This is a genomic window from Allocoleopsis franciscana PCC 7113 (assembly GCF_000317515.1).
Classification (GTDB): Bacteria; Cyanobacteriota; Cyanobacteriia; order Cyanobacteriales; family Coleofasciculaceae; genus Allocoleopsis; species Allocoleopsis franciscana.
Genome location: NC_019738.1, coordinates 849,120 through 868,679, shown reverse-complemented (window position 1 = coordinate 868,679; position 19,560 = coordinate 849,120). Strand labels below are relative to the sequence as shown.

The following is a 19,560-nucleotide window of genomic DNA, read 5'->3' as shown; positions in this document are numbered from 1 at the left end:
GAGAACGGAACCTTCCTTCTTCTGCCTTCTGCCTTCTTCACGCACCCTTTTGCTTTTACCGTTCCATATCCTCAATGGCTTTCGGTACACCGGCAGTCAGCACCTCATGTCCCGACTCGGTGACTAAAACATCATCCTCAATCCGAATGCCGATGCCACGCCAACGCTGATCAATTTCTGGTTGCCCTTCTGCTGGTTTAGCATCAAGACCAATATACAGCCCCGGTTCTACTGTGACTACATGACCGGGTTGTAATGTTTGCCAGTTTTCCCCATGCTTATAAACACCCGCATCGTGAACATCTAACCCCAGCCAGTGTCCGGTACGGTGCATGTATAAGGGTTTGTACTTTTCCTCTTTGATGATTTCTTCAATATCACCCGCCAGCAGTCCCAAGTCCATCAACCCTTCAACTAATACCCGCACGGCAGTATCATGAAATGAACTGTAGGGGTTTCCGGGTTGCACTTGCGCGATCGCTTCTAACTGCGCCTTCAACACCAGCTCATACAGGATTTTTTGCTCTGGGGTAAAGTGGTTGCCCACCGGGAAGGTACGAGTAATATCTGCGTTGTAGTACCCATAGGAGCAACCCGCATCAATCAGCAGTAAGTCATTCTCTTGCATCTGCCGATTATTCTCGATGTAGTGCAAAATACAGCTATTCATCCCTGACGCCACAATTGAGGGATAAGCTGGCCCCAAGGCACCCCGCAAGCGAAAGATGTGTTCTAACTCCGCCTGGACTTCATACTCATAGCGTCCGGGTTGGGTAAACTTACGGGCGTGGTTGTGGGCTTCAACCGAAATTTCCACGGCTTTTCGCATCATCTCCAACTCCGTTGGGCTTTTAACCAAACGCATGGCATGGAGAATAGGATGGGTGGATTCAATCGCAATCGGGCCGGTGCCGCGCTTGGGATAGGTCGCCATCAACTGTTGCCAATGGGTGATAATACAATCGTTGAACTGGCGATCGCGCCCTAAATGATAATAAATGCGATCGGCTTTTTCCAAATACTTCGGTAACTTTTCACCCAGTTCCGCGATGGGATAGGCTTCGTCTGCACCATATTTTTCCTTAGCGGCGTCCACCCCTGTCCGATAACCAGTCCAGACTTCTTTATCCCATTCTTTGGGTTGAACAAATAGAATATATCGATGTTCTTCGTGATGCGGTGCGAGGACTGCTACCGCTTCGGGTTCATTGAACCCTGTTAAATAAAAGAAGTCGCTGTCTTGTCGATAAACGTACTCTACATCATTGTGCATCACCGCAACCGGGGCACTGCGAAAAATCGCGGTACCATTGCCAATCTTCGCCATCAACTGTTCGCGACGTTCTGTGTACTCGGTTTGCGGAATCATATCTGTTTTCGTTTTCTCTAACTTGCGAGGATCTAACGCTTATCTTGCGATTTTAACGACTTAAGTCATTCACTGGACAAAGGTCGGCCAAAGTTATTATTTTGATGCTTTAGAGGGTTGCATTTTTTAGGTCAGTTTGGTTCTCGCGACCAGGGTGCGTTACCAAGTATTTTACTCAAACCCTACAGGCATTTTACTGAAAGATCAGAGATTTAGAACTTCTATCACTCCTGAGTGAGGCGAATATCCGCCGAAATCAGGTTTCATCTACCCATCTCTATTTGCACAATCAATCTGTATCCACAGTTATTAACACAGGAAGTCGCTATGGCACACTTTCCCATCCAAGACTATGAACACGTAACTGATCCAAAGGTCAAGGCTGTCTATGAGGAAATTCGCACAGAGTTGGGATTTGGCATGGTGCCAAATTTGTTCAAATCGATGGCAAGCAATCCTGACTTTTTGGAAGCCAGTTGGAAAAAGTTTCGCTCAATCATCCTTCAGGGGGATGTGCCCCGCACGATTAAAGAAATGATTGGGGTTGCTATTTCCCAAGCGAATCAGAGTCAGTATGCTCTCCAAGTTCACTTGCATGGATTATCCGCGTTAGGGATTAGTGAAGAAGTGCTTCAGATGCTGGTTGCAGACTTTGACAACTGTCCACTGCCGGAACGAGAAAAAGCAGTGATTCGCTTTGGGCTACTTGCGGCGACTAAACCCCGGCATTTAAAAGATATCCATTACCAACAGCTAGAAGAGTTGGGACTAGACTCAGCAGAAATCTTTGAGTTGATTACGACGGCAAATTTGTTTACAGAAGTTAATCAATACACAGATGCGATCGCGTTAGAAATTGATCAGTTATAAGGTTAACACCCCACCATCCCTTAGCTCAATAAGATGAAGAGAGTAATGTGAAACCTCAGTCTGGAATTCTTCACCACCTTTGCGCTTTATCAGTTGATTGAGTGGAGTTGTGATGTTGACAATAGGGACATCTTGGATGTGTTTAGATGAGTTCTAACCGTTTTTCAATTAATAGCCAAAGTTTGGAAGATCAAGATCGGGAACAACTCATCGAGACAACCCGACACCTCATCACTGAGGTTCAAGCCCTATCGGTACGGATTGCGGCGGTTAATGAAATTGCTAATGCGATTAACCGCTCCCTCAATTTAAATGAAATTTTGCGAATCGTAGGTAAGCAAGCTAAATGGTTGCTCGACTTCAAACACTGTAGTGTTTGTCTCCAGAACTATGACGGTTCTTACCGCCTGATCAAGCTATTTGGTCCTGAAATAGAATATAACGTCTATGATTTCCTAGAGGACAAACCCATTGGTCGTGCTTTGAAAACCAGACAACCCCAGCTCAATTCACAGGATTATACCAATACATTTCTGGGTGTCTATCCTTCGCAAATTATTATTCCTTTGGAAAGCGAAAATCAAATTCTGGGTTCATTGAACTTTGCCACCACACAGCCAAATGCCTACACTCAAGAAGATTTACGCATTGTTCACTTACTGGCGGTACAAGTCTCAACCGCTATCCGAAATGCCAAGCGATTTGAGGATATGAATCGACTGTTGGAGGAGATGAATAAACTGTACTCGGAATTAGAGCAAGAAAGGCGTAAGTCGGACACACTCCTTTTAAACACGCTTCCCCAAAAGATTGCGGAGGAACTCAAACAAACGGGTAAAGTAAAACCAGTTCATTATGAGTCGGCTTCGATTTTATTTACGGATTTCAAGGATTTCACTCGACTCGCAGAGCAAATCACTCCCGAAGAATTAGTGAGTGAGCTAGATTATTGTTTTTCGTTTTTTGATATGGTGGCTGAAACCCACAAGTTGGAAAAATTAAAAACGATCGGTGATAGTTATATGTGTGTTGGCGGAATTCCTACCCCTAGTTCTACTCATGCTCTTGATGCTGTCCTCGCCGCTTTACAAATTAAAGCTTTTATGGGTTGGCGGAGATATGAAAAAATGCAAAAGCAGCAACCTTTTTGGGAAATTCGCTTGGGAATACATTCCGGGCCCTTACTCGCTGGTGTGATTGGTAAGAAAAAATTTTCTTACGATGTTTGGGGAGATACGGTGAATACAGCAGCCCGCCTAGAATCATGTAGTCTTACGGGTTGTATTAATATCTCTAAGTCAACTTATGAGCTGGTTAAAGATTTTTTTGACTGTGATTATCGGGGGAAAATTGCCGCTAAAAATAAGGGTAATATTGATATGTATTTTGTTAATGGAATTAAAAAACATTTGGCTCTCGATCCATTAGGTTTATTACCCAATGATGAATTTAATGCGCTTTATTCAGACAGATATCAAAGATTGCACTTTTCTCGGTAATTGAGAGGGGCAACCATGGGGGATTGCCCCTACTATTCATTGAACTAACGCTCTAGGGTAGTTCAAGGTGAGGCTTCTGACGGATTAAGCTAAAAGTTGTAACTTAGCAGTTGAATCACTGAACGGTTTTCCGGCAAATCCGATGACTTAAGCGCAATCGCATTGCTGTTAGTGCGACGTACCGTCATCCCATCCATCAACGTTAAGAACTCATCTACCGCAACAATCTCACAATTTGAGCTATCCGCCGCCTGGGTACGGTAGTGAGTCGGAATCACCATTTTGGGATTGAGTGCGCTAATGGCCTGCTTCGCCTCTTCAGGATTATAAGCTTTGGGGCCACCGCCAACTGGAATCAGCACCAGATCAGGACGCCCAATCAGAATTCTCTGCTCGATCTCCAGTGGTGCGGCAGCACCACCTAAATGTAGAATCTTGATCCCGCTTTGACTCCATAGCCAAGCGACATTGCTACCAAATCGGCGTCCACCCTCGCGATCATGAGCGATACTAATTCCCTGTAATTGTATGCCGCTCACCTTATAAGCACCGGGTTCATAGAGGATTTGAGGATCTCCTGGTAGTCCCTCAATTTCTCCTTCATCTAGCAACTGGCTACTGATCAGGACTAAATCAGCGGCTACTTTCGGTGGGCGATACCCCTTCGTGCAGCCTATTGGGCGAAAGGGATTAACCAAAATTCGCAATCCACTTCCAGTAAACAAAAAGCAGGTATGCCCTAGCCATTGCACTGAAAGCCCACCACTAGGTTTCTGTGCCAAAGAGGGGCTAAATTCAGAAGCTATGACTGTGCCCATCGTCGTGAGCAAACCTGCACCCGCGTAGCGCATTAACTGTCGCCGTTTCATATTTTCTCGAACTCATTCCCCTGTGATAATACTGACTTAGAATAGGACTGTAAGCGTCAAGAATGAAGTATAAAGTATGAATGTTAAAAAGCCATGTCACCCCATTTGAAGAATGAGGCGAGGCATTCAATGACTGGACTCATTGTTGTCATTCACAGGGAGCTATGCTCCGCTTGTTGAACCCACTTCATACTTTTTTTGTGACGCCGGCAGTGATTCTAGAAAGTTTTGTAACAATTGCTTTCCAGAAGAGGTTAAAATACTCTCTGGATGAAATTGGACGCCTTCAATGTGGGGATAGTTCCGGTGTCTGACCCCCATAATGGTGCCATCCTCAACCCAAGCCGTAATTTCCAAAATATCTGGACAGCTATGGCGCTCAATCACTAAACTATGATACCGAGTTGCCATGAAGGGATAGGCCAATCCTCGGAAAACTCCAACACCAGTGTGATAGATTTCAGATGTCTTGCCATGCATCAGCACGGGCGCTGAGACAATATTTCCGCCAAAGACCTGTCCAATACTTTGATGACCCAAGCAAACCCCAAGAATTGGCAGCGTCGAACCTAACTGACGAATCACATCTAAAGAGATTCCAGCATCTTCAGGACGCCCTGGCCCTGGCGAAATCACCACTCCATCCGGCTGGAGCGCTTCGATTTGCTTGAGGTCGATTTTGTCATTGCGGTAGACCTGAATATCAGAAGCTACAGGAAATTGTGTACCGAGTTCTCCCAGGTACTGCACCAAGTTGTATGTAAAACTATCGTAGTTGTCAATAACAATGATCAAAAAGCCTACTCCTTCGAGCCTAGCAATGAGAACCCTCAATGATACCTTAAACTGAGAGCTCTCGTCATTGTATAACTAAAACAAAACTGATTGAATCCGAGTTAATAGCGGTGGCAGAATCAGCGCTAGAGCGACCAATAAAGATGCGATCGCCGAGACGAGAACAGCGCCGGCGGCACAGTCTTTGGCAATTTTGGCAAGGTCATGGTAAGACTGTTTAACGGTTAAGTCAACCACCGATTCGATCGCTGTATTTAACAGCTCCATCACCATTACCAGACCACTGGTCAGAGAAATGACGGCAATTTCCACAGAGCTTAACTGTAAAAAAACACCCAGGCCAACGGCTAGGATGCCCATAAATGTATGAATGCGAAAGTTTCGTTGGGTAATAAAGGCATAGCGGACTCCAGTCCAGGCATATTTAAAACTAAGAAATAAGGTGGGGGCAATCTGCCAAGCTAAATCTCTGTTGTGGTTACCAAGGGGATCGGGGTGGTTGGGCTTGGGCATCGACAAGTCTGAAGGTATAGACAGAGAGTGCGATGTAAGGTAGGTGGAAGTGGAAGATTGAGCCTTTTGTGACACCATTGACTTTAAATTCCATCGGGAAGGGACACTGATAAACGGTAGATATCACCATCGCTAAAGAGTTAGCTCCACGGACTCAAGTAAGATTTCCTGCTGATTCAGCATTTCTTTTAAACTTTCTTCATCGGGATGATCCCAACCCAGAAGATGAAGTAAACCGTGAGTCGCTAACCAGGCTAGTTCTGTTTCTAAGGAATGCCCTTGTTGTTGAGCCTGCCGATCAGCCGTTTCGACAGAGATCACAAGATCACCAAGATATAAAGGGAAAGACAACGGCATGGAAGTCGGCAACTGAGGAGAGTTTACCTCCAAAGCGGCGAAAGCAAGTACATCGGTAGGTTGATTTTTATGACGATACTGGGCATTGAGTGACTGAATCTCTGAATCGTCAGTGAGACGAAGCGTTAGTTCGTAGCCGTCAGCCGCAGGGAGATCGGATTGTAAGGTGTCTAGCCATTGCTCAAACCAACGTTCCCAGGTTGGGGTCGCAATGGGGCAGGATAAGGAGTCAGTCTCAGTAGCGGTTGGCTCAGAGGCTGTGGAAAAATAATCCTGCACATTCACTTCGACTTCCACTTGAGTCCTGTCTCCTAAAGTCTTGTTGCTAAAGGTTTAACGGGTGAGATAAGCAAGACCAACCATTACAGTTAAAAGACCCACAGTAGTCAGGAAGAAATGCTGTAGAGACTTGCCCCGCTTACGTACCATATTACGCATGGCGAGTTTGACGTAACTGGGTTTAGGCTCAGTCGAGACGGCACCCGGCACCGTTGTCTCCTCAAGAGAAGTTGGTTGTGACTCAGTAGTGGGTGAAGATGGCTGGCTCATAAAAAACAATAAGTTTAGCTCTAAGGGTTTTTTATGCTTCTAATGTAACAGTTAGCTTTACAATTGCAGCTCAATTATAGGCAGACCCGCCGTGTTCTGCAAAGGTTAAGGGATTTTGAATTTTGGATTAACCACAGCCACAAGCTGGCACTTGAGCGAGAATGTGGCTGGGAAAATTTAGATGAGCTGATTTTCCTGACGCAGGTAGGCTTCAATAAATGGGTCAAGGTCGCCGTCCATGACATCGCCGACTGCCGTTGTTTCCACATTCGTGCGTAAGTCTTTCACCATTTGATAAGGATGGAAGACATAATTGCGAATTTGGTTACCCCAAGCCGCCTCTACCATATCGCCTCGAATTTCAGCCACTTCTTTAGCCCGTTGCTCTTGAGCAATAATCAGCAGCTTGGCTTTAAGAATCGCGAGGGCTTTTTCCTTGTTTTGCAGTTGACTGCGCTCCTCTGTACAGCGCACCGCCACTCCAGTGGGAATATGCCGAATCCGCACGGCTGTTTCCACCTTGTTGACGTTTTGCCCACCCTTACCGCCGGCACGGGAGGTTGTGATTTCTAAATCTTTGTCTGGAATGTCCAGCTCAACCGAATTATCAATCATCGGCATGATTTCCACCCCAGCAAAGCTGGTTTGGCGCTTGCCGTTGGCATTAAAAGGCGAGATTCGTACAAGTCGATGGGTTCCTTTCTCGGATTTCAGGTAGCCATAAGCATGACGCCCATCAATTTCCAGGGTGGCAGACTTAATTCCTGCCTCATCCCCTTCCGAGTTTTCCGCCAGGTGTACTTTGTAGCCACGCTTCTCGGCCCAACGGGTGTACATGCGTAGGAGCATTTCTGCCCAATCTTGGGCATCCGTACCCCCAGCCCCCGCATTGATGGTGAGGACGGCTCCTTTGGCGTCGTAGAGGCCAGAGAGGAGCTGTTCCAACTCCCAACGGTCAAGTTCGTGGCTGAGCTGATTCAGGTTGGTTTGAGCTTCTGTGAGCAGAGCGGTGTCAGCTTCGAGTTCTAGCAGTTCCAAAACCGCTTTGGCGTCTTCCAGCTTAGCCTGCCACTGATTGTACTGCTCTATGTTGGATTTGATGTCATTAAGTTGTTGCAGCGTTTGCTGAGCCGCGTTTTGATCATCCCAAAAATCGGGTTGAGCCGCTAGTTGCTCTAAGTCGTGAATTTTGGCGTTGAGAGCGGCAACGTCAAAGATAGTCCTGGGTTTTACCCAGGCGGTGTGACAACGTTTCGACTTCCCGTTTAATGTCTAATGCTTCCATGATAATTGCAGTCCTTCGCGACCACTTGAGGGTTGCATTGTCGATTGTAACTAGAGTTTGTCCTGTAAAACAAAAGTAGGGGTACGGCAGTCCGTACCCCCACAACTGGATTGATGGAACTGTGTTAATCCCGACTGTTAATGGCGATGAGCAGCCGCAAAATGAAGATGAACAAGTTGATGTAAGTTAGGTACATCGAGAGCGCGGCAGGCAGATACTCCTCGTCCCGGTAGGAGCGAGGCAGGATGTAGAAATCTACTACAGCGGCACCGACAAACAGCAAGACCCCAACGCCAGAAATCCCAATTTCTAACCAAGAGGGAGTGTAAATGCCGAAGAAGGAAAAGAGTACCTGAGCGACGACCACAACAACTAGGGCAATAATGCCAAGCTGTACTGTTTTGGCTAACGCCATGCCGTCTTCATCAGACAAATTGGAGCCAATCTGTCTCGCACCAATAAAGGTGACTCCACAACTCAAGGCTGCAAAGCCAATGCCAGCTAGACCTACACCTGGTGTTCTCAGAGCCAGGAATACCAGACCGCTGAGGGTATAGCCAGACAGCAGACTGTAGGTCGCTAACAAAGGCAGGGCAACGCTATTGTTCCCTTTGCGGGCAACGCCACTCGCGACGAAGAAAAGAACGATTTCAACAACAAAGGCAACCCAGAAGGTGGTCATGAATAGTCCTGGGTTGGAACGGAGAACACTCAGACCTCCATAGGTGCCGAGTGCGGTTAAGACAAGTCCGCCACCGACGTAGGGCAGAGCGTTGGCTATCACGTTAGGGCCAACTAACGCTTGACCTTTAGCTTCGCGAATCGCCTGACGAAAGTTACTGGTGTTACTCATGAGACTTCCTCGGAACGTTACCGATGATTTACAAACAGTAATTGTTATTTGCTTCTATTGTGACTGACAACCACAGACCTTAGCAGAGAAAAGAACAGACCCGCTTTTGCACCTTCGCCTGAAGACCGATTGGGTGTCCTCTCCTCAGTCAGTTCCGGTGAAATCTGCGTATTTATGCGGAGACGTCAAAAAATTCACGATTTTTATTTCCGTAAAACAACGATGGTGTAATCCTTTGGCTCTACAGACAATGAGTTCAAGATGGCTTGGTAAAACCAAGTCGGCTTGAGGAGATAGATAGATTTCCACTGCTGGAATTTTTTGATTATGGCAACTCAGTCTGTACGTTTTCAGGGAATGGAACTTTTGATTGCCTACCATCGCAATCCGACGATAAAAGTTCGCAATCAGCTAGTACAACTTAATGCAGGGCTGGTAAGACAGATTGCTTATCGAATCAGTCGGCAGTGTCGCGAATCTTATGAAGATTTGCAGCAAATTGGCTTTATTGGCTTGATTCGCGCCATCGAACGATTTAACCCTTCTCAAGGCTATGCCTTCAGTTCGTTTGCGATGCCCTACATTCGCGGTGAGATGCTACATTTCATCCGTGATAAGGGTACTCTGGTCAAGATTCCTCGCCGCTGGCAGGAAATTCAGCGGGAAGGCCGAAGAGTCACGAAAGAATTAACTATTACTCTAGGACGCCTGCCCAAAGATAGCGAAATTGCTCAAGCTCTACAGATATCTCTCAAAGAGTGGATAGAGAGTAAGCTAGCGACTCGAAATTGCTTTCCTTTAAGCTTGGATGCGACGGTAGGTTATACGGCGGATAGCCCAACGACTTTCGGAGAGACGCTAACCGACCCCCAAGAGGAAGCTTGGCAGTATCGAGAAGAAGAGCGACAACAGCTACAAGGAGCCATCGGTCAACTCGATAAGAAAACACAGACTGCCCTTGAATTTGTGTTTTTCCACGATTTATCTCGTCAGGAAGTCGCGAAAAAGATTGGTGTCAGTCCAGTTACAGTATCCCGATACGTACAACGGGGAGTTAATGATTTAGTCTCCCTGTTGCAGCCTCACACCTCTGATCGTCTTGCAAGTTAGGGTTTGAACATTGAAGATTAAAGTTTGGGGTTTTGAAGCTAACCTGTCAAACGCAACTGTATATGTGTTATCTATTTATCACCACTCTCTAGTTTGAGACTGGAGAACAAACTGTCCCAGTTGTGGAAACTATTAAAACTGTCTGCTTCTTTCACTTCAAAAGTGACATTGCAAGCTTTCGGTTGCTCTAAGACCTGAAGACAAAGCTCAGCAATATCTTCCCGACTTACTTTACCCCGAATATTGTCGCCTTGCTCGAACACTAATCCTTTTCCTCCTGGTTCTTCCGTTAAGGCGCAGGGTCTAATGATGGTGTAAGGGACTCCACTTTCCCGTACAGCATCCTCACCCCTAAGCTTCCAGGTGAGGATTCCTCCGAGTTGGTTGTTCATCCGCACCGCTGGTGGTTCTTCCTCTAAATTGATTCCCGGACGCCCTGGACGGGTGACGCCAGCAGAGCTAATCATAATAAACTGTGGCTTAGTCGCCCCCCCATACGCTTTGATGCTTTCTACTTGCAAGGCAAAGGCACCCGGCGCAAAGTTTGGATTGAGTCCCCCATCGTACTCAAACTTACTCAGCATCAGTTGTAGGGCATAGACATGGCTGGAATCGAAAGCGGGAGCATCTGGCAATGTTTTGGCCCGAAACACGGGAATCAACGCCTCAAAGGGGACGCGAACATCAATCCATTGGTCTTTCTCGGTATCGAAAGAATAACAATAGGAAATACCATCCCATTTAGCTTCTGAGCGGAGGATGAACTTATAACGCTGTCCATCTCCTTTGACTCGCAATTCGATGCCCTCGTACTCCGTCAAATTGAGGGGTGAGTCAAAATTGCGGGTGCGAACGGAAGCAAACCCCCCAGAGTTGGCTGTTGAGACGTTACCACTAAAGAGAGCGGCTTGCTCAATCAGTCGCATCGAACTCTCACTCACACCACCCATCACCACATCATCAACAGCCCCCCAGGTTTCTTTTAATTGGTCTGTGGGATGTTTAAAATCAAATAGTACTGTTGATGCTGCTTGTGGCAGACTTCTAGCGGCGGCTTGCACGAGGTTCTTGATACCCTGATAGTCCACGATTTCAGGGCTATCCACAACTTCTGGCATATAGAATTTGATGCCTTGATAGTATTTAGCACGGTCAGGGGTGTCGCCTTCGACCGGTTGCACCCGGACACCTGTACAACACACAACAGCAACAACATTGTTCATCAGTTGAGGAGTCAGTGTGTCTGGGAGGGTGATATCTGCCTCGAACAGTTCTACCTTCTCACCGAGTATCTCCCTTGCCCTCTCGGCATCTCGAACTAACGCACGCACCTGATAATCATGCTCAATTAGACGACGCACGACTCGTTTCCCGACGCCACCTGTTGCTCCAGCTACGAGTATTACTCCCATTATTTGACTTCCGCCCTGAGTTTCTGTTTTGTTTTTGGCACGATTTGTAAATAGCCGCTTTAGGCAGCTCAGAAAAGGAATAACCTCAAAATAAGTCAGTGTTTCTAAAAATCTGCCAGCATCCCATTGGGAGCGATTTTGATGAGTCACAATCGCCTCTTTACCGTTTTCTTCAGTGTATCGAATTGGAAGTGAGTGGGTAGGATTGGGGTTTGATCGTTAAGGTCTAAGGGCATCATGATTCATTGAGATGATGCTGGTGGCTATTTAAACGAACTCTAACCTTTACCCTATTTATGCGATTTCATCTGTTAAGGACAATTGGCTTTTACATAGGTGATGGCAAGGGGTGTAATCTGTTTCTCAACTTGAGTAATCACGAAGTGATCAAATTCAGTCCATACTCTAGGCTGCTCGAAAAGACAGGGTTGCAAAATTCCCCATAAAAGACCGTCCTGGCATAGGTGAGAATGAATTAAGGCTCTGTGTCCAAAGTTTTTTCGCTCGAAATCTCGATTGACTACCTCTGGATTAGCTGTCTCGATATCTTCCACAAAAATCGAGGGTTTGGTACCCAATGCGGCAGCAAACAATGGATCTTCGTCGGGCAACGATTCGGGTTCTGCTTTCCAGTCTGAGTCAGTGACATCGGGATAGCGATCGCCCCGACGCCAACAATAATCGATTTTACCCATTTTAGTGTGTGGATTACGTAGGTAAAGAAAGCAGCGGTGGCACTGCAAAACCTTACCTAAAGCTGGCAATAAAGCGGAAAAGACCGCATCTGGCTCACGGCCGATTGTCAAAATTTGTTCTAAGATATCGGGTAGACTTCGGTTATTCATGAGCTTGTTAACACCTTGTTAAGGCTTACAGTTGTGCGAGCATAAATTAATCGTCTACACAAAATCCTGTTTGTTTCGTTCAAAATCTAAATGGATTATAAAGATTTGAAACTAACCCCTGACAGGATTGTTCTGTTATGTTATCCAAATAACATAAGTATGGCTCAAAATAGTTCTTTAGGCGGAGTTTGATCAGTATTGAAGATTTTATGTTTTTAATACAAAGCATCTACTGCAAGCCAAACCAATGATTAAACTATTGCCATTTCTCTTGTTTTAAGATAAGCAAATTTAATGCATCATGGCTAGGTTAGCCTAAGCCATATCGAGTTCAATGCTCACTGTATCGTCTCAGTTATTGCACTTACCGCACTCATCGGTAAGACTAGTAGTAAGTAGATGGAAGAAAGAAACCCAGCCTTTGTTGTAAAGTGGGCATTCCCGATAATGCTCTCTCCCAAAGGATTAGAGGATTTAAGGTAGGCAATGCCCACTTTGTGTTGTAATTTTCCACCGACTTAACAGAAGGCTTTTCATAAATAAATTAACGCCTTGAATCAGGGGAAGAAAAAAATGAAAATGGACTTTAAAGATTTGGAAGTTTTTGCTGAGCAAGATTTTGGTTTAACACTGGTTGAGATACCAGCGGAAAGGACATCCCAGTATCAGGATGCCATCCCCGAAGAAGTTCTCGAATTGCTGGAAGAAGCTGTAGAAACTTACGATATTGTTGAACCGACGCTTCCCCAACGCCTGCGAAAAATAGCCCGAAAAGAAATTGATTTTTTGATTTCGCTCTATCACGACAAAATAAAGCAAGCTCCATCTCTACAAAACCCGCAGACCTCTCAGAAGATTCTTCAGTTATTATCGTGTAATTTATCTTAAACACTAGGGAATGAAGGTGTTTTTTCCCTAGCACCAAAAAACGCAAACAACTGACTCCTTAAAATCTATTCAAGGTTTCGAGCCTGATATTGATGCTCCAGTTTCACCCCCCTGGATTTGGGCAAAATGTAGTTGATACCTCTTTGGGTGCAATGGTGTACTATACTGCCGTTGCACCCCCTTGGAAGGTCGATACGCCAGAAGAGGAAAAATTACCTCCACTCATCTTCCTGCATAACTTTGGTGGTGGAGCTTCCGCTTACGAGTGGTCTAAAGTTTATCCCGCTTTTGCGACTACATACCGCGTGATTGCTCCTGATTTAATTGGCTGGGGGCAATCAGCTCACCCGATTCGAGATTATCAACTGAGTGACTATCTGACGACACTGGCTGAGTTTCTGACTCAGATGAGTGACTCCTCCCCAGTGCCTGTTGTCGCCTCTTCTCTCACGGGTGCTTTGACTCTTCGCCTTGCCATTGAACGTCCGGAATTATTCAAGGCACTGTTTCTAGTTTGTCCATCGGGATTTGCTGACTTTGGGCAAGATGCTGGGCGTAGATTGCCCCTGAATGTCATTAGAATACCCCTGTTGAACAACCTAATTTATACATTAGGAGCGACGAATGAAGCGGCAGTGAGTAACTTTCTGATACAGTTTTTGTTTGCCAACCCAGAACGAGTATCACAGGAAATGGTAGAGGCTTATTTAGCCTCAGCTCAACAACCTAATGCTGAATACGCAGCATTGGCTTTTTTGAGAGGGGACTTATACTTTGATTTGTCCCTTTATATCCCGCAACTAACAGTGCCGACTGTTATATTTTGGGGAGAAGAAGCACAGTTTACTCGCCAAGATTTGGGGCAGCGTTTGGCGGGTTTGAACCCGAAAATGATTCGAGGATTTGAGGTAATTTCAGAAACTGGGATATTGCCGCATCTGGAGAAACCAGAGGTGATGATTGGGTTGTTACAAAAGTATTTTAAATCCTATCTATAAATCTCTTTTCGTAGGCCGTAATCTTTCTAGCGATAGCTATACCAAAAAACTGACTCTAACTCTTATACAGTTCCATTACCCTAGTAAGCGGCAAACGCGACTGAACTCCTAAAGTGAGTGGAGAAATATGTCCCAGGTTTAGATGATCCGCCGCCGCACAGCCAATCATCGCCGCGTTATCAGTGCAGTACATGAGAGGAGGAAACAGAACCCGCAAGTTGTGTTCAACGGCTGCTTCGTGCAGATGCTTCCTCAAACCGCTATTTGCCGCCACACCACCCCCAACGGCAATCGTATTCAACCCATAGTCACGAGCACAAGCGATCGCACGTTTGGTGAGCGCTCTTGCTACAGTATCCTGAAAACTGGCAGCAATATCAGGTACAGGTAACTCAGACTCATCCTGCCCCAATTTTTGCACCAACCTCAGCACGGCGGTCTTCAAGCCGCTAAAACTGGAATCATAGGGATGATATCCCCCATTCGGACGGGACACTTTCCCCTCTGGTAAAGGAAAGGCTTTGGGATTCCCCTCCTTTGCCAAACGATCAATGACCGGGCCACCGGGATAACTTAGCTTCAACAACCGCGCTACCTTATCAAACGCTTCACCCGCCGCATCATCACGAGTCTCTCCCAATGTTTCGTAATGACCACAATCTTTAACATATATTAAGCTTGTGTGGCCGCCAGAAACCAGCAAACACAAAAAAGGTGGCTCTAATTCTGGTTCACTCAAATAAGTGGCATAAATATGTCCTTCCAGGTGATGAACACCGATGAACGGCTTTTGGTGGACAATCGCCAGGGTTTTGGCAGCCGTTAACCCCACCAGCAGGGAACCGACTAAGCCAGGGGCACAGGTGGCAGCAATCCCGTCAATTGCCCCCCAGTCGAGTTGGGCTTCAGCAAGGGATTGGGCGATCGCTTGGTTAATCGTCTCCAGATGACTGCGTGAGGCTACTTCCGGCACCACACCCCCATACTGGCGGTGAACCGGAATTTGAGAAGTCACGACATTACTGCAACAGTGGCGATCCTTGACAACTGCTACCGAGGTTTCATCACAACTGGTTTCTATTGCTAACACGCAAGCCATTGCCCATGACCTTCATTAATAAAACTACTTTTAGTTCGTTAAACTTTACTAGGTTAACCTGTCAGAGTAAGATTGCTTGGGTGTACGCATCGTTTAATCTTCATAGTGTACACATAACTTTTTGTTACTTAACAAAAGGAAACAATTTTATGCGACGATTGTTGGCTCTAATTTTTGCCATTTCTCTGTGGTTTAGTTTCATCACTCCAGCCTCTGCCGAGGTATCTGGACTCGTTCCTTGTAAGGAATCTAAGGCGTTTCAGCAACGGGCTAAATCTGCCAAGAATACCACCGACGACCCCAATTCTGGAAAAAATCGGTTTGAGCGTTATTCTGAAGCTTACTGTGGCCCTGAGGGGTTACCCCACCTGATTGTAGATGGTCGCTTAAACCGGGCTGGTGACTTTCTAATTCCTAGCATCCTATTTCTCTATATAGCCGGTTGGATTGGTTGGGTTGGTCGTGCCTACTTACAATCCATTAAAAAGGAAGCAAACCCCGAAGAAAAAGAAATTATCATCGATGTGCCCAAGGCAATCAGCTTCATGCTATCCGGTTTCACATGGCCTCTGGCAGCCCTTGGGGAATTAACAACAGGTAAATTAACGGCTAAGGACGAAGAGATTCCTGTCTCACCCCGCTAATTGAGTTTGATTTGACGACCATTATTTAGGAGGAAGTTCATGGACGGTTTACCGAGATTTCTTTCAAGTGCGCCCGTGTTAATCATGCTTTTGTTATCGGTTACAGCGGGAATTTTGATCGAATTTAATCGCTTTTTTCCAGACCTACTTTTCCATCCCATGTCCTAAGCGCAAAGGGTTTATTCTTTAAATAAGAGTTAACCTAAGCGCAAGTTTCATCGCTCAAATTCACACCAGAACCCTGTCTTACTTGGCCGTGGAGACAGGGTTTCTCATTTTTGTACCTCAATGGCTTTCAGCATACAAGTTCTAGGCAAAAATTCTAGGTCTTGAAGTTCCTTTTTCCTTTGAGCGCACTTCCCTATATGCTGAAATATGCATAATAGCTAGTGAGCGAGCAAATCAGGGGAGAATTCATGGGACGTTTGGCACTGCTGAGTGTGTCGGATAAAACTGGGCTAATCGACTTTGCCCGTCAACTGGTTGAGGAATTTGAGTTTGATTTAATCAGCAGTGGCGGAACGGCAAAGGCGCTGCAAGAGGCAGGGTTGCCCGTCACCAAAGTTTCAGATTACACGGGTTCCCCTGAGATTTTAGGTGGAAGAGTCAAGACGCTGCACCCTCGGATTCATGGCGGCATTCTGGGGCGTCCGGACTTGCCACAGGATCGGGCGGAGATGGAGACACACCAAATTCGTCCCATCGATTTGGTGGTGGTGAATTTATATCCCTTTGAACAAACGATCGCACGCCCGAATGTCACTGAATCTGAAGCGATCGAGCAGATTGACATCGGTGGCCCTGCCATGCTAAGAGCAGCGGCGAAGAACTTCGCGAATCTGACGGTGTTGTGCAATCCAGGGAACTATAACGACTACCTGCGGGAGTTGCGACAAAATGGGGGAGAAGCCCCGTTGAATTTCAGGAGAGTCTGCGCCCAAAAGGCATTTGGGCATACGGCTGCTTATGATCGTGCGATCGCCACTTACCTCAGTGACGACTCTCTACAAGCCACGAGTCCCGGACAACCATTACTTCCTGCCCAATTTCTCCTCTCAGGACAGCAACTTCAATCCCTGCGTTACGGAGAAAATCCTCATCAATCAGCCGCTTGGTATCAAGTTGGGGCTGTACCAACCGGGTTTTCCGGAGCAAGTATTCTCCAAGGCAAAGAGCTCAGTTACAACAACTTGGTGGATTTAGAAGCCGCACGGCGGATTATTGCCGAATTTCCCGATACCCCAGCCGCAGCCATTCTCAAACATACCAATCCCTGTGGTGTGGCGGTAGGCACAACGTTGGTAGAAGCGTATCAAAAAGCCTTTCAAGCGGATTCCGTTTCGGCGTTTGGGGGAATTGTTGCGTTAAATCAACCCATTGATGCACCCACCGCCACGGAACTAACCAAGACCTTTTTAGAATGTGTTGTGGCACCCGCTTGTGATGAAGCAGCCCAAGAAATTTTAGCCGCTAAAGCCAAGGTGCGTGTTTTAATCTTGCCCGATTTACACAAGGGACCGCAGCAAACCGTAAAAGTGATTGCAGGTGGTTTTTTGGTGCAAGCGTCTGATGATGTGGTGGAGACGCCAGAGAGTTGGCAAGTGGTAACAGAACGGCAACCCACCCCTGAACAATTGGCAGAATTACTATTTTCTTGGAAAGTTTGTAAGCATGTCAAATCCAATGCGATTGTTGTTACACGCGATCAGGCTACCTTAGGGGTTGGTGCCGGTCAAATGAATCGCGTGGGGGGGGTGAAAATTGCCTTAGAACAAGCTGGGGAAAAAGCCCAAGGTGCTACTTTGGCGAGTGATGGGTTCTTCCCCTTTGATGATTCGGTACGAACGGCGGCAGCGGCGGGTATTGTGGCGATAGTTCAACCAGGTGGTAGCTTGCGGGACAAAGATTCGATTCAAGCGGCGAATGAACTGGGTTTAATAATGGTGCTTACTGGCGTTCGTCACTTCTTGCATTGATTCTGTTAGCGAGGAATCAAAGCGATTAAACTTCTACCCCACCAGAAAAAATGACTCTTGTGGGATGGGCCTCTTGTCCGTCCTAGCTATTTGCTTGCAAGAGGTCTACTTTTTTGGCGACCAAAGGAAGAAAAAATAGTTTGGGCATTTCTCCGCATTCCCCTCCTGATTGGGTTATCTTAATCTAATCGCCGGGAAGCCCACTGTTATGAAAGAAGCTGAACGGGGTATGAGAGGAGGAAAAAATTGATGTTCGCTAAAAAAGCGGCCTGGAAAAATTTGTTCGCGATCGCTTTGATTTTCTTACTGCTGATTGGGATTATATTTGCCCTGCTTTTTCTCTCCCAACCCTGGCAAGATTTTTCCTTTTCAGGCATATTTTTGCTTTTTTCAGTGATTCTCTGGATCAATATCCTCACTTGGTCGCGACGTAGGAAACGGGCAGGCTCTCTTTTATGGAATTTAGGGCGACCCTCAACTTACAGGATTATGTTGATTGTGAGTCTCCTTTTCGTAATCAGTGCTACTCTGCAAACGATTGTCTTTTTCGGCTTATTGAGAAAAGGATTTGCTGGCAGTTATCACCTGCCAGAATACTATATCTCTCAGGTCGTTTTATACTGGACTACAGCTTTTTATTTTTATTGGGCTGGGTTAAGTCGTTTGCAACTGCGAGAAAATGGCATTTATTTTAAGTTCGGATTAATTGAGTGGGGACAAATTGCCTCCTACACATGGGAGGGAAAACAAGGAAATACCTTAACCGTTTGGCTTAAACAACCTATTCCCTTATTTGATACTCGGAGTTGGGCAATTCCTGTTATTCACAAAACGGCGATCGAACGCATTATCAATCAATACTTATTGGGTGATGCGATGAAGACGAGAAACTCTATCTAAATTGGTCATTGGCTGTAAAAAAGGACACTCCCAAGAGTGCCCCTGAAGTTCTATTAATCCCAACTCTTGGGAAGCTCAGCCCACCTTAAGATGAAGGTACAAGCCGCTTACGCAGTGACTCAGCTCGACGCTTCGCCGTTGCATTATCGGGTTCATACTTCAATGCTTCTTCGTAAGTTTGTAAGGCTTGAGCAGTTAACTTCTTACGCTCATAAACATGACCCAAATTGTTAAGTGCTGTAACATATCCGGGATCTAACTTGATCGCCTCTTTGTACTCGCGAATGGCAATATCATATTGTTCTTGTGCAAAGTAGGAAAAGCCTAGAGCATTATGTACAGGGGCAAGGTTTTCTTCCTCAACATCTACACCTTTGAGTGCTTTTTGGAACAAACCGATCGATTGGGCAAACATTTTCTTATCAGCATAGATGCTGCCTAACTCGTAATACTCTTGAACGGTTCCTCGTTCTTTCTTGAGCTTTTTTTCTAGCCGTGAAAGAGCGGTTTCGATTTTACGAGTTTTGAGGACTTGCCGAACAATTGCCCATCCAGCCGCGCCCAGCAGCACTAGTAATGTAAACAAATAAACAATTGGAAGTGAATTCTCCATCATTTTTGAAACTCTAATAAAAGTATGAAGTGTCAAGGATGAAGTATGAAAAATTAGAATTCACACTTGCCCATTAGGATGAAGATTTACTGTTCATCCTCGATCCTTCATCCTTC

General features: G+C 46.0%; 22 protein-coding genes. 9 read left to right on the top strand and 13 right to left on the bottom strand.

Translation table 11 applies throughout. The features are described from left to right. Positions 1–55: 55 nt before the first annotated feature. A complete protein-coding gene (locus tag MIC7113_RS03670) occupies positions 56–1,369 on the bottom strand; it encodes an aminopeptidase P N-terminal domain-containing protein (protein WP_015180834.1) in 1,314 nt (437 codons plus the stop codon). Positions 1,370–1,696: 327 nt separating this feature from the next. On the opposite strand from MIC7113_RS03670, the gene MIC7113_RS03665 reads away from it, so the two are divergent. Continuing rightward, positions 1,697–2,239: a carboxymuconolactone decarboxylase family protein gene (locus tag MIC7113_RS03665; protein WP_015180833.1), complete on the top strand. Its 543-nt coding sequence runs from the start codon at positions 1,697–1,699 to the stop codon at positions 2,237–2,239. Between the two features lie 146 nt (positions 2,240–2,385). Further along, the gene (locus MIC7113_RS03660; RefSeq protein ID WP_015180832.1) at positions 2,386–3,738 is read left to right on the top strand and encodes an adenylate/guanylate cyclase domain-containing protein; all 1,353 of its coding nucleotides are present in this window, start codon (positions 2,386–2,388) and stop codon (positions 3,736–3,738) included. Between the two features lie 89 nt (positions 3,739–3,827). Here MIC7113_RS03660 and MIC7113_RS03655 read toward each other — a convergent pair whose 3' ends face one another. From MIC7113_RS03655 to MIC7113_RS03630, 8 genes are all read right to left on the bottom strand, one after another. Next, positions 3,828–4,607: an MBL fold metallo-hydrolase gene (locus tag MIC7113_RS03655; protein WP_015180831.1), complete on the bottom strand. Its 780-nt coding sequence runs from the start codon at positions 4,605–4,607 to the stop codon at positions 3,828–3,830. A gap of 162 nt (positions 4,608–4,769) precedes the next feature. Then, positions 4,770–5,402 (bottom strand): anthranilate synthase component II, encoded by a 633-nt coding sequence (locus MIC7113_RS03650; RefSeq protein ID WP_015180830.1) that lies wholly within the window; start codon positions 5,400–5,402, stop codon positions 4,770–4,772. Between the two features lie 75 nt (positions 5,403–5,477). Beyond that, entirely contained in the window at positions 5,478–5,915 is a 438-nt protein-coding gene (locus MIC7113_RS03645) for a diacylglycerol kinase family protein (protein ID WP_041779883.1), read from the bottom strand. Further along, a complete protein-coding gene (locus tag MIC7113_RS37910; RefSeq protein WP_226883589.1) occupies positions 5,881–6,045 on the bottom strand; it encodes a hypothetical protein in 165 nt (54 codons plus the stop codon). Before MIC7113_RS37910 ends, MIC7113_RS03645 begins: the two co-directional genes overlap by 35 nt. 2 nt (positions 6,046–6,047) lie before the next feature. Then, positions 6,048–6,569 carry an rRNA maturation RNase YbeY gene (gene ybeY / locus MIC7113_RS03640; RefSeq protein WP_015180828.1) on the bottom strand — a complete coding sequence of 174 codons (522 nt, stop codon included), beginning with the start codon at positions 6,567–6,569 and terminating at the stop codon, positions 6,048–6,050. A 36-nt stretch (positions 6,570–6,605) separates the two neighbouring features. After that, entirely contained in the window at positions 6,606–6,821 is a 216-nt protein-coding gene (locus MIC7113_RS34425) for a DUF3285 domain-containing protein (RefSeq protein ID WP_015180827.1), read from the bottom strand. 177 nt (positions 6,822–6,998) lie between these two features. Then, a protein-coding gene (prfB, locus tag MIC7113_RS03635; protein WP_155897920.1) for a peptide chain release factor 2 occupies positions 6,999–8,106 on the bottom strand; the annotation gives its coding sequence in 2 pieces (ribosomal slippage) (positions 6,999–8,033 and positions 8,035–8,106; 1,107 coding nt in all). A 124-nt stretch (positions 8,107–8,230) separates the two neighbouring features. Next, on the bottom strand, positions 8,231–8,959 hold the full coding sequence (locus MIC7113_RS03630; protein ID WP_015180826.1) for a Bax inhibitor-1/YccA family protein: 729 nt from the start codon (positions 8,957–8,959) through the stop codon (positions 8,231–8,233). Positions 8,960–9,286: 327 nt separating this feature from the next. On the opposite strand from MIC7113_RS03630, the gene MIC7113_RS03625 reads away from it, so the two are divergent. After that, a complete protein-coding gene (locus MIC7113_RS03625; RefSeq protein ID WP_015180825.1) occupies positions 9,287–10,069 on the top strand; it encodes an RNA polymerase sigma factor SigF in 783 nt (260 codons plus the stop codon). Positions 10,070–10,140: 71 nt separating this feature from the next. On the opposite strand, the gene MIC7113_RS03620 is transcribed toward MIC7113_RS03625, so the two are convergent. Then, on the bottom strand, positions 10,141–11,631 hold the full coding sequence (locus tag MIC7113_RS03620) for a CIA30 family protein (protein WP_015180824.1): 1,491 nt from the start codon (positions 11,629–11,631) through the stop codon (positions 10,141–10,143). A gap of 161 nt (positions 11,632–11,792) precedes the next feature. After that, entirely contained in the window at positions 11,793–12,326 is a 534-nt protein-coding gene (locus tag MIC7113_RS03615; RefSeq protein WP_015180823.1) for a GAF domain-containing protein, read from the bottom strand. A gap of 573 nt (positions 12,327–12,899) precedes the next feature. On the opposite strand from MIC7113_RS03615, the gene MIC7113_RS03610 reads away from it, so the two are divergent. Together MIC7113_RS03610 and MIC7113_RS03605 are read left to right on the top strand one after the other, a co-directional pair. Then, a complete protein-coding gene (locus tag MIC7113_RS03610) occupies positions 12,900–13,214 on the top strand; it encodes a hypothetical protein (protein ID WP_015180822.1) in 315 nt (104 codons plus the stop codon). Positions 13,215–13,306: 92 nt separating this feature from the next. After that, positions 13,307–14,212, top strand: a complete 906-nt coding sequence (locus tag MIC7113_RS03605; RefSeq protein WP_015180821.1) for an alpha/beta fold hydrolase — start codon at positions 13,307–13,309, stop codon at positions 14,210–14,212. A 55-nt stretch (positions 14,213–14,267) separates the two neighbouring features. Here the strand turns inward: MIC7113_RS03605 and tsaD are convergent, their stop codons facing one another. Beyond that, a complete protein-coding gene (gene tsaD, locus MIC7113_RS03600; RefSeq protein ID WP_015180820.1) occupies positions 14,268–15,311 on the bottom strand; it encodes a tRNA (adenosine(37)-N6)-threonylcarbamoyltransferase complex transferase subunit TsaD in 1,044 nt (347 codons plus the stop codon). 149 nt (positions 15,312–15,460) lie between these two features. On the opposite strand from tsaD, the gene MIC7113_RS03595 reads away from it, so the two are divergent. The 4 genes from MIC7113_RS03595 (at position 15,461) to MIC7113_RS03585 (ending at position 18,831) form a co-directional block, all read left to right on the top strand. After that, positions 15,461–15,955 carry a photosystem I reaction centre subunit III gene (locus tag MIC7113_RS03595; protein ID WP_015180819.1) on the top strand — a complete coding sequence of 165 codons (495 nt, stop codon included), beginning with the start codon at positions 15,461–15,463 and terminating at the stop codon, positions 15,953–15,955. 39 nt (positions 15,956–15,994) lie between these two features. After that, positions 15,995–16,123 carry a photosystem I reaction center subunit IX gene (psaJ, locus tag MIC7113_RS34420; protein WP_015180818.1) on the top strand — a complete coding sequence of 43 codons (129 nt, stop codon included), beginning with the start codon at positions 15,995–15,997 and terminating at the stop codon, positions 16,121–16,123. Between the two features lie 248 nt (positions 16,124–16,371). Next, positions 16,372–17,931: a bifunctional phosphoribosylaminoimidazolecarboxamide formyltransferase/IMP cyclohydrolase gene (gene purH, locus MIC7113_RS03590; protein ID WP_015180817.1), complete on the top strand. Its 1,560-nt coding sequence runs from the start codon at positions 16,372–16,374 to the stop codon at positions 17,929–17,931. A 249-nt stretch (positions 17,932–18,180) separates the two neighbouring features. Beyond that, a complete protein-coding gene (locus MIC7113_RS03585; protein WP_015180816.1) occupies positions 18,181–18,831 on the top strand; it encodes a DUF5673 domain-containing protein in 651 nt (216 codons plus the stop codon). An 85-nt stretch (positions 18,832–18,916) separates the two neighbouring features. On the opposite strand, the gene MIC7113_RS03580 is transcribed toward MIC7113_RS03585, so the two are convergent. After that, entirely contained in the window at positions 18,917–19,444 is a 528-nt protein-coding gene (locus MIC7113_RS03580; protein ID WP_041779881.1) for a tetratricopeptide repeat protein, read from the bottom strand. Positions 19,445–19,560 lie beyond the last annotated feature (116 nt).

What these genes read in the sequence shown, in the direction of transcription:
- MIC7113_RS03670 (WP_015180834.1), bottom strand. Translation starts at nt 1,369, where the DNA reads ATGATTCCGCAAACCGAGTACACAGAACGTCGCGAACAGTTGATGGCG.
- MIC7113_RS03665 (WP_015180833.1), top strand. Translation starts at nt 1,697, where the DNA reads ATGGCACACTTTCCCATCCAAGACTATGAACACGTAACTGATCCAAAG.
- MIC7113_RS03660 (WP_015180832.1), top strand. Translation starts at nt 2,386, where the DNA reads ATGAGTTCTAACCGTTTTTCAATTAATAGCCAAAGTTTGGAAGATCAA.
- MIC7113_RS03655 (WP_015180831.1), bottom strand. Translation starts at nt 4,607, where the DNA reads ATGAAACGGCGACAGTTAATGCGCTACGCGGGTGCAGGTTTGCTCACG.
- MIC7113_RS03645 (WP_041779883.1), bottom strand. Translation starts at nt 5,915, where the DNA reads ATGCCCAAGCCCAACCACCCCGATCCCCTTGGTAACCACAACAGAGAT.
- MIC7113_RS37910 (WP_226883589.1), bottom strand. Translation starts at nt 6,045, where the DNA reads ATGGTGATATCTACCGTTTATCAGTGTCCCTTCCCGATGGAATTTAAA.
- MIC7113_RS34425 (WP_015180827.1), bottom strand. Translation starts at nt 6,821, where the DNA reads ATGAGCCAGCCATCTTCACCCACTACTGAGTCACAACCAACTTCTCTT.
- MIC7113_RS03630 (WP_015180826.1), bottom strand. Translation starts at nt 8,959, where the DNA reads ATGAGTAACACCAGTAACTTTCGTCAGGCGATTCGCGAAGCTAAAGGT.
- MIC7113_RS03625 (WP_015180825.1), top strand. Translation starts at nt 9,287, where the DNA reads ATGGCAACTCAGTCTGTACGTTTTCAGGGAATGGAACTTTTGATTGCC.
- MIC7113_RS03615 (WP_015180823.1), bottom strand. Translation starts at nt 12,326, where the DNA reads ATGAATAACCGAAGTCTACCCGATATCTTAGAACAAATTTTGACAATC.
- MIC7113_RS03610 (WP_015180822.1), top strand. Translation starts at nt 12,900, where the DNA reads ATGAAAATGGACTTTAAAGATTTGGAAGTTTTTGCTGAGCAAGATTTT.
- MIC7113_RS03605 (WP_015180821.1), top strand. Translation starts at nt 13,307, where the DNA reads ATGCTCCAGTTTCACCCCCCTGGATTTGGGCAAAATGTAGTTGATACC.
- tsaD (WP_015180820.1), bottom strand. Translation starts at nt 15,311, where the DNA reads ATGGCTTGCGTGTTAGCAATAGAAACCAGTTGTGATGAAACCTCGGTA.
- MIC7113_RS03595 (WP_015180819.1), top strand. Translation starts at nt 15,461, where the DNA reads ATGCGACGATTGTTGGCTCTAATTTTTGCCATTTCTCTGTGGTTTAGT.
- psaJ (WP_015180818.1), top strand. Translation starts at nt 15,995, where the DNA reads ATGGACGGTTTACCGAGATTTCTTTCAAGTGCGCCCGTGTTAATCATG.
- purH (WP_015180817.1), top strand. Translation starts at nt 16,372, where the DNA reads ATGGGACGTTTGGCACTGCTGAGTGTGTCGGATAAAACTGGGCTAATC.
- MIC7113_RS03585 (WP_015180816.1), top strand. Translation starts at nt 18,181, where the DNA reads ATGTTCGCTAAAAAAGCGGCCTGGAAAAATTTGTTCGCGATCGCTTTG.
- MIC7113_RS03580 (WP_041779881.1), bottom strand. Translation starts at nt 19,444, where the DNA reads ATGGAGAATTCACTTCCAATTGTTTATTTGTTTACATTACTAGTGCTG.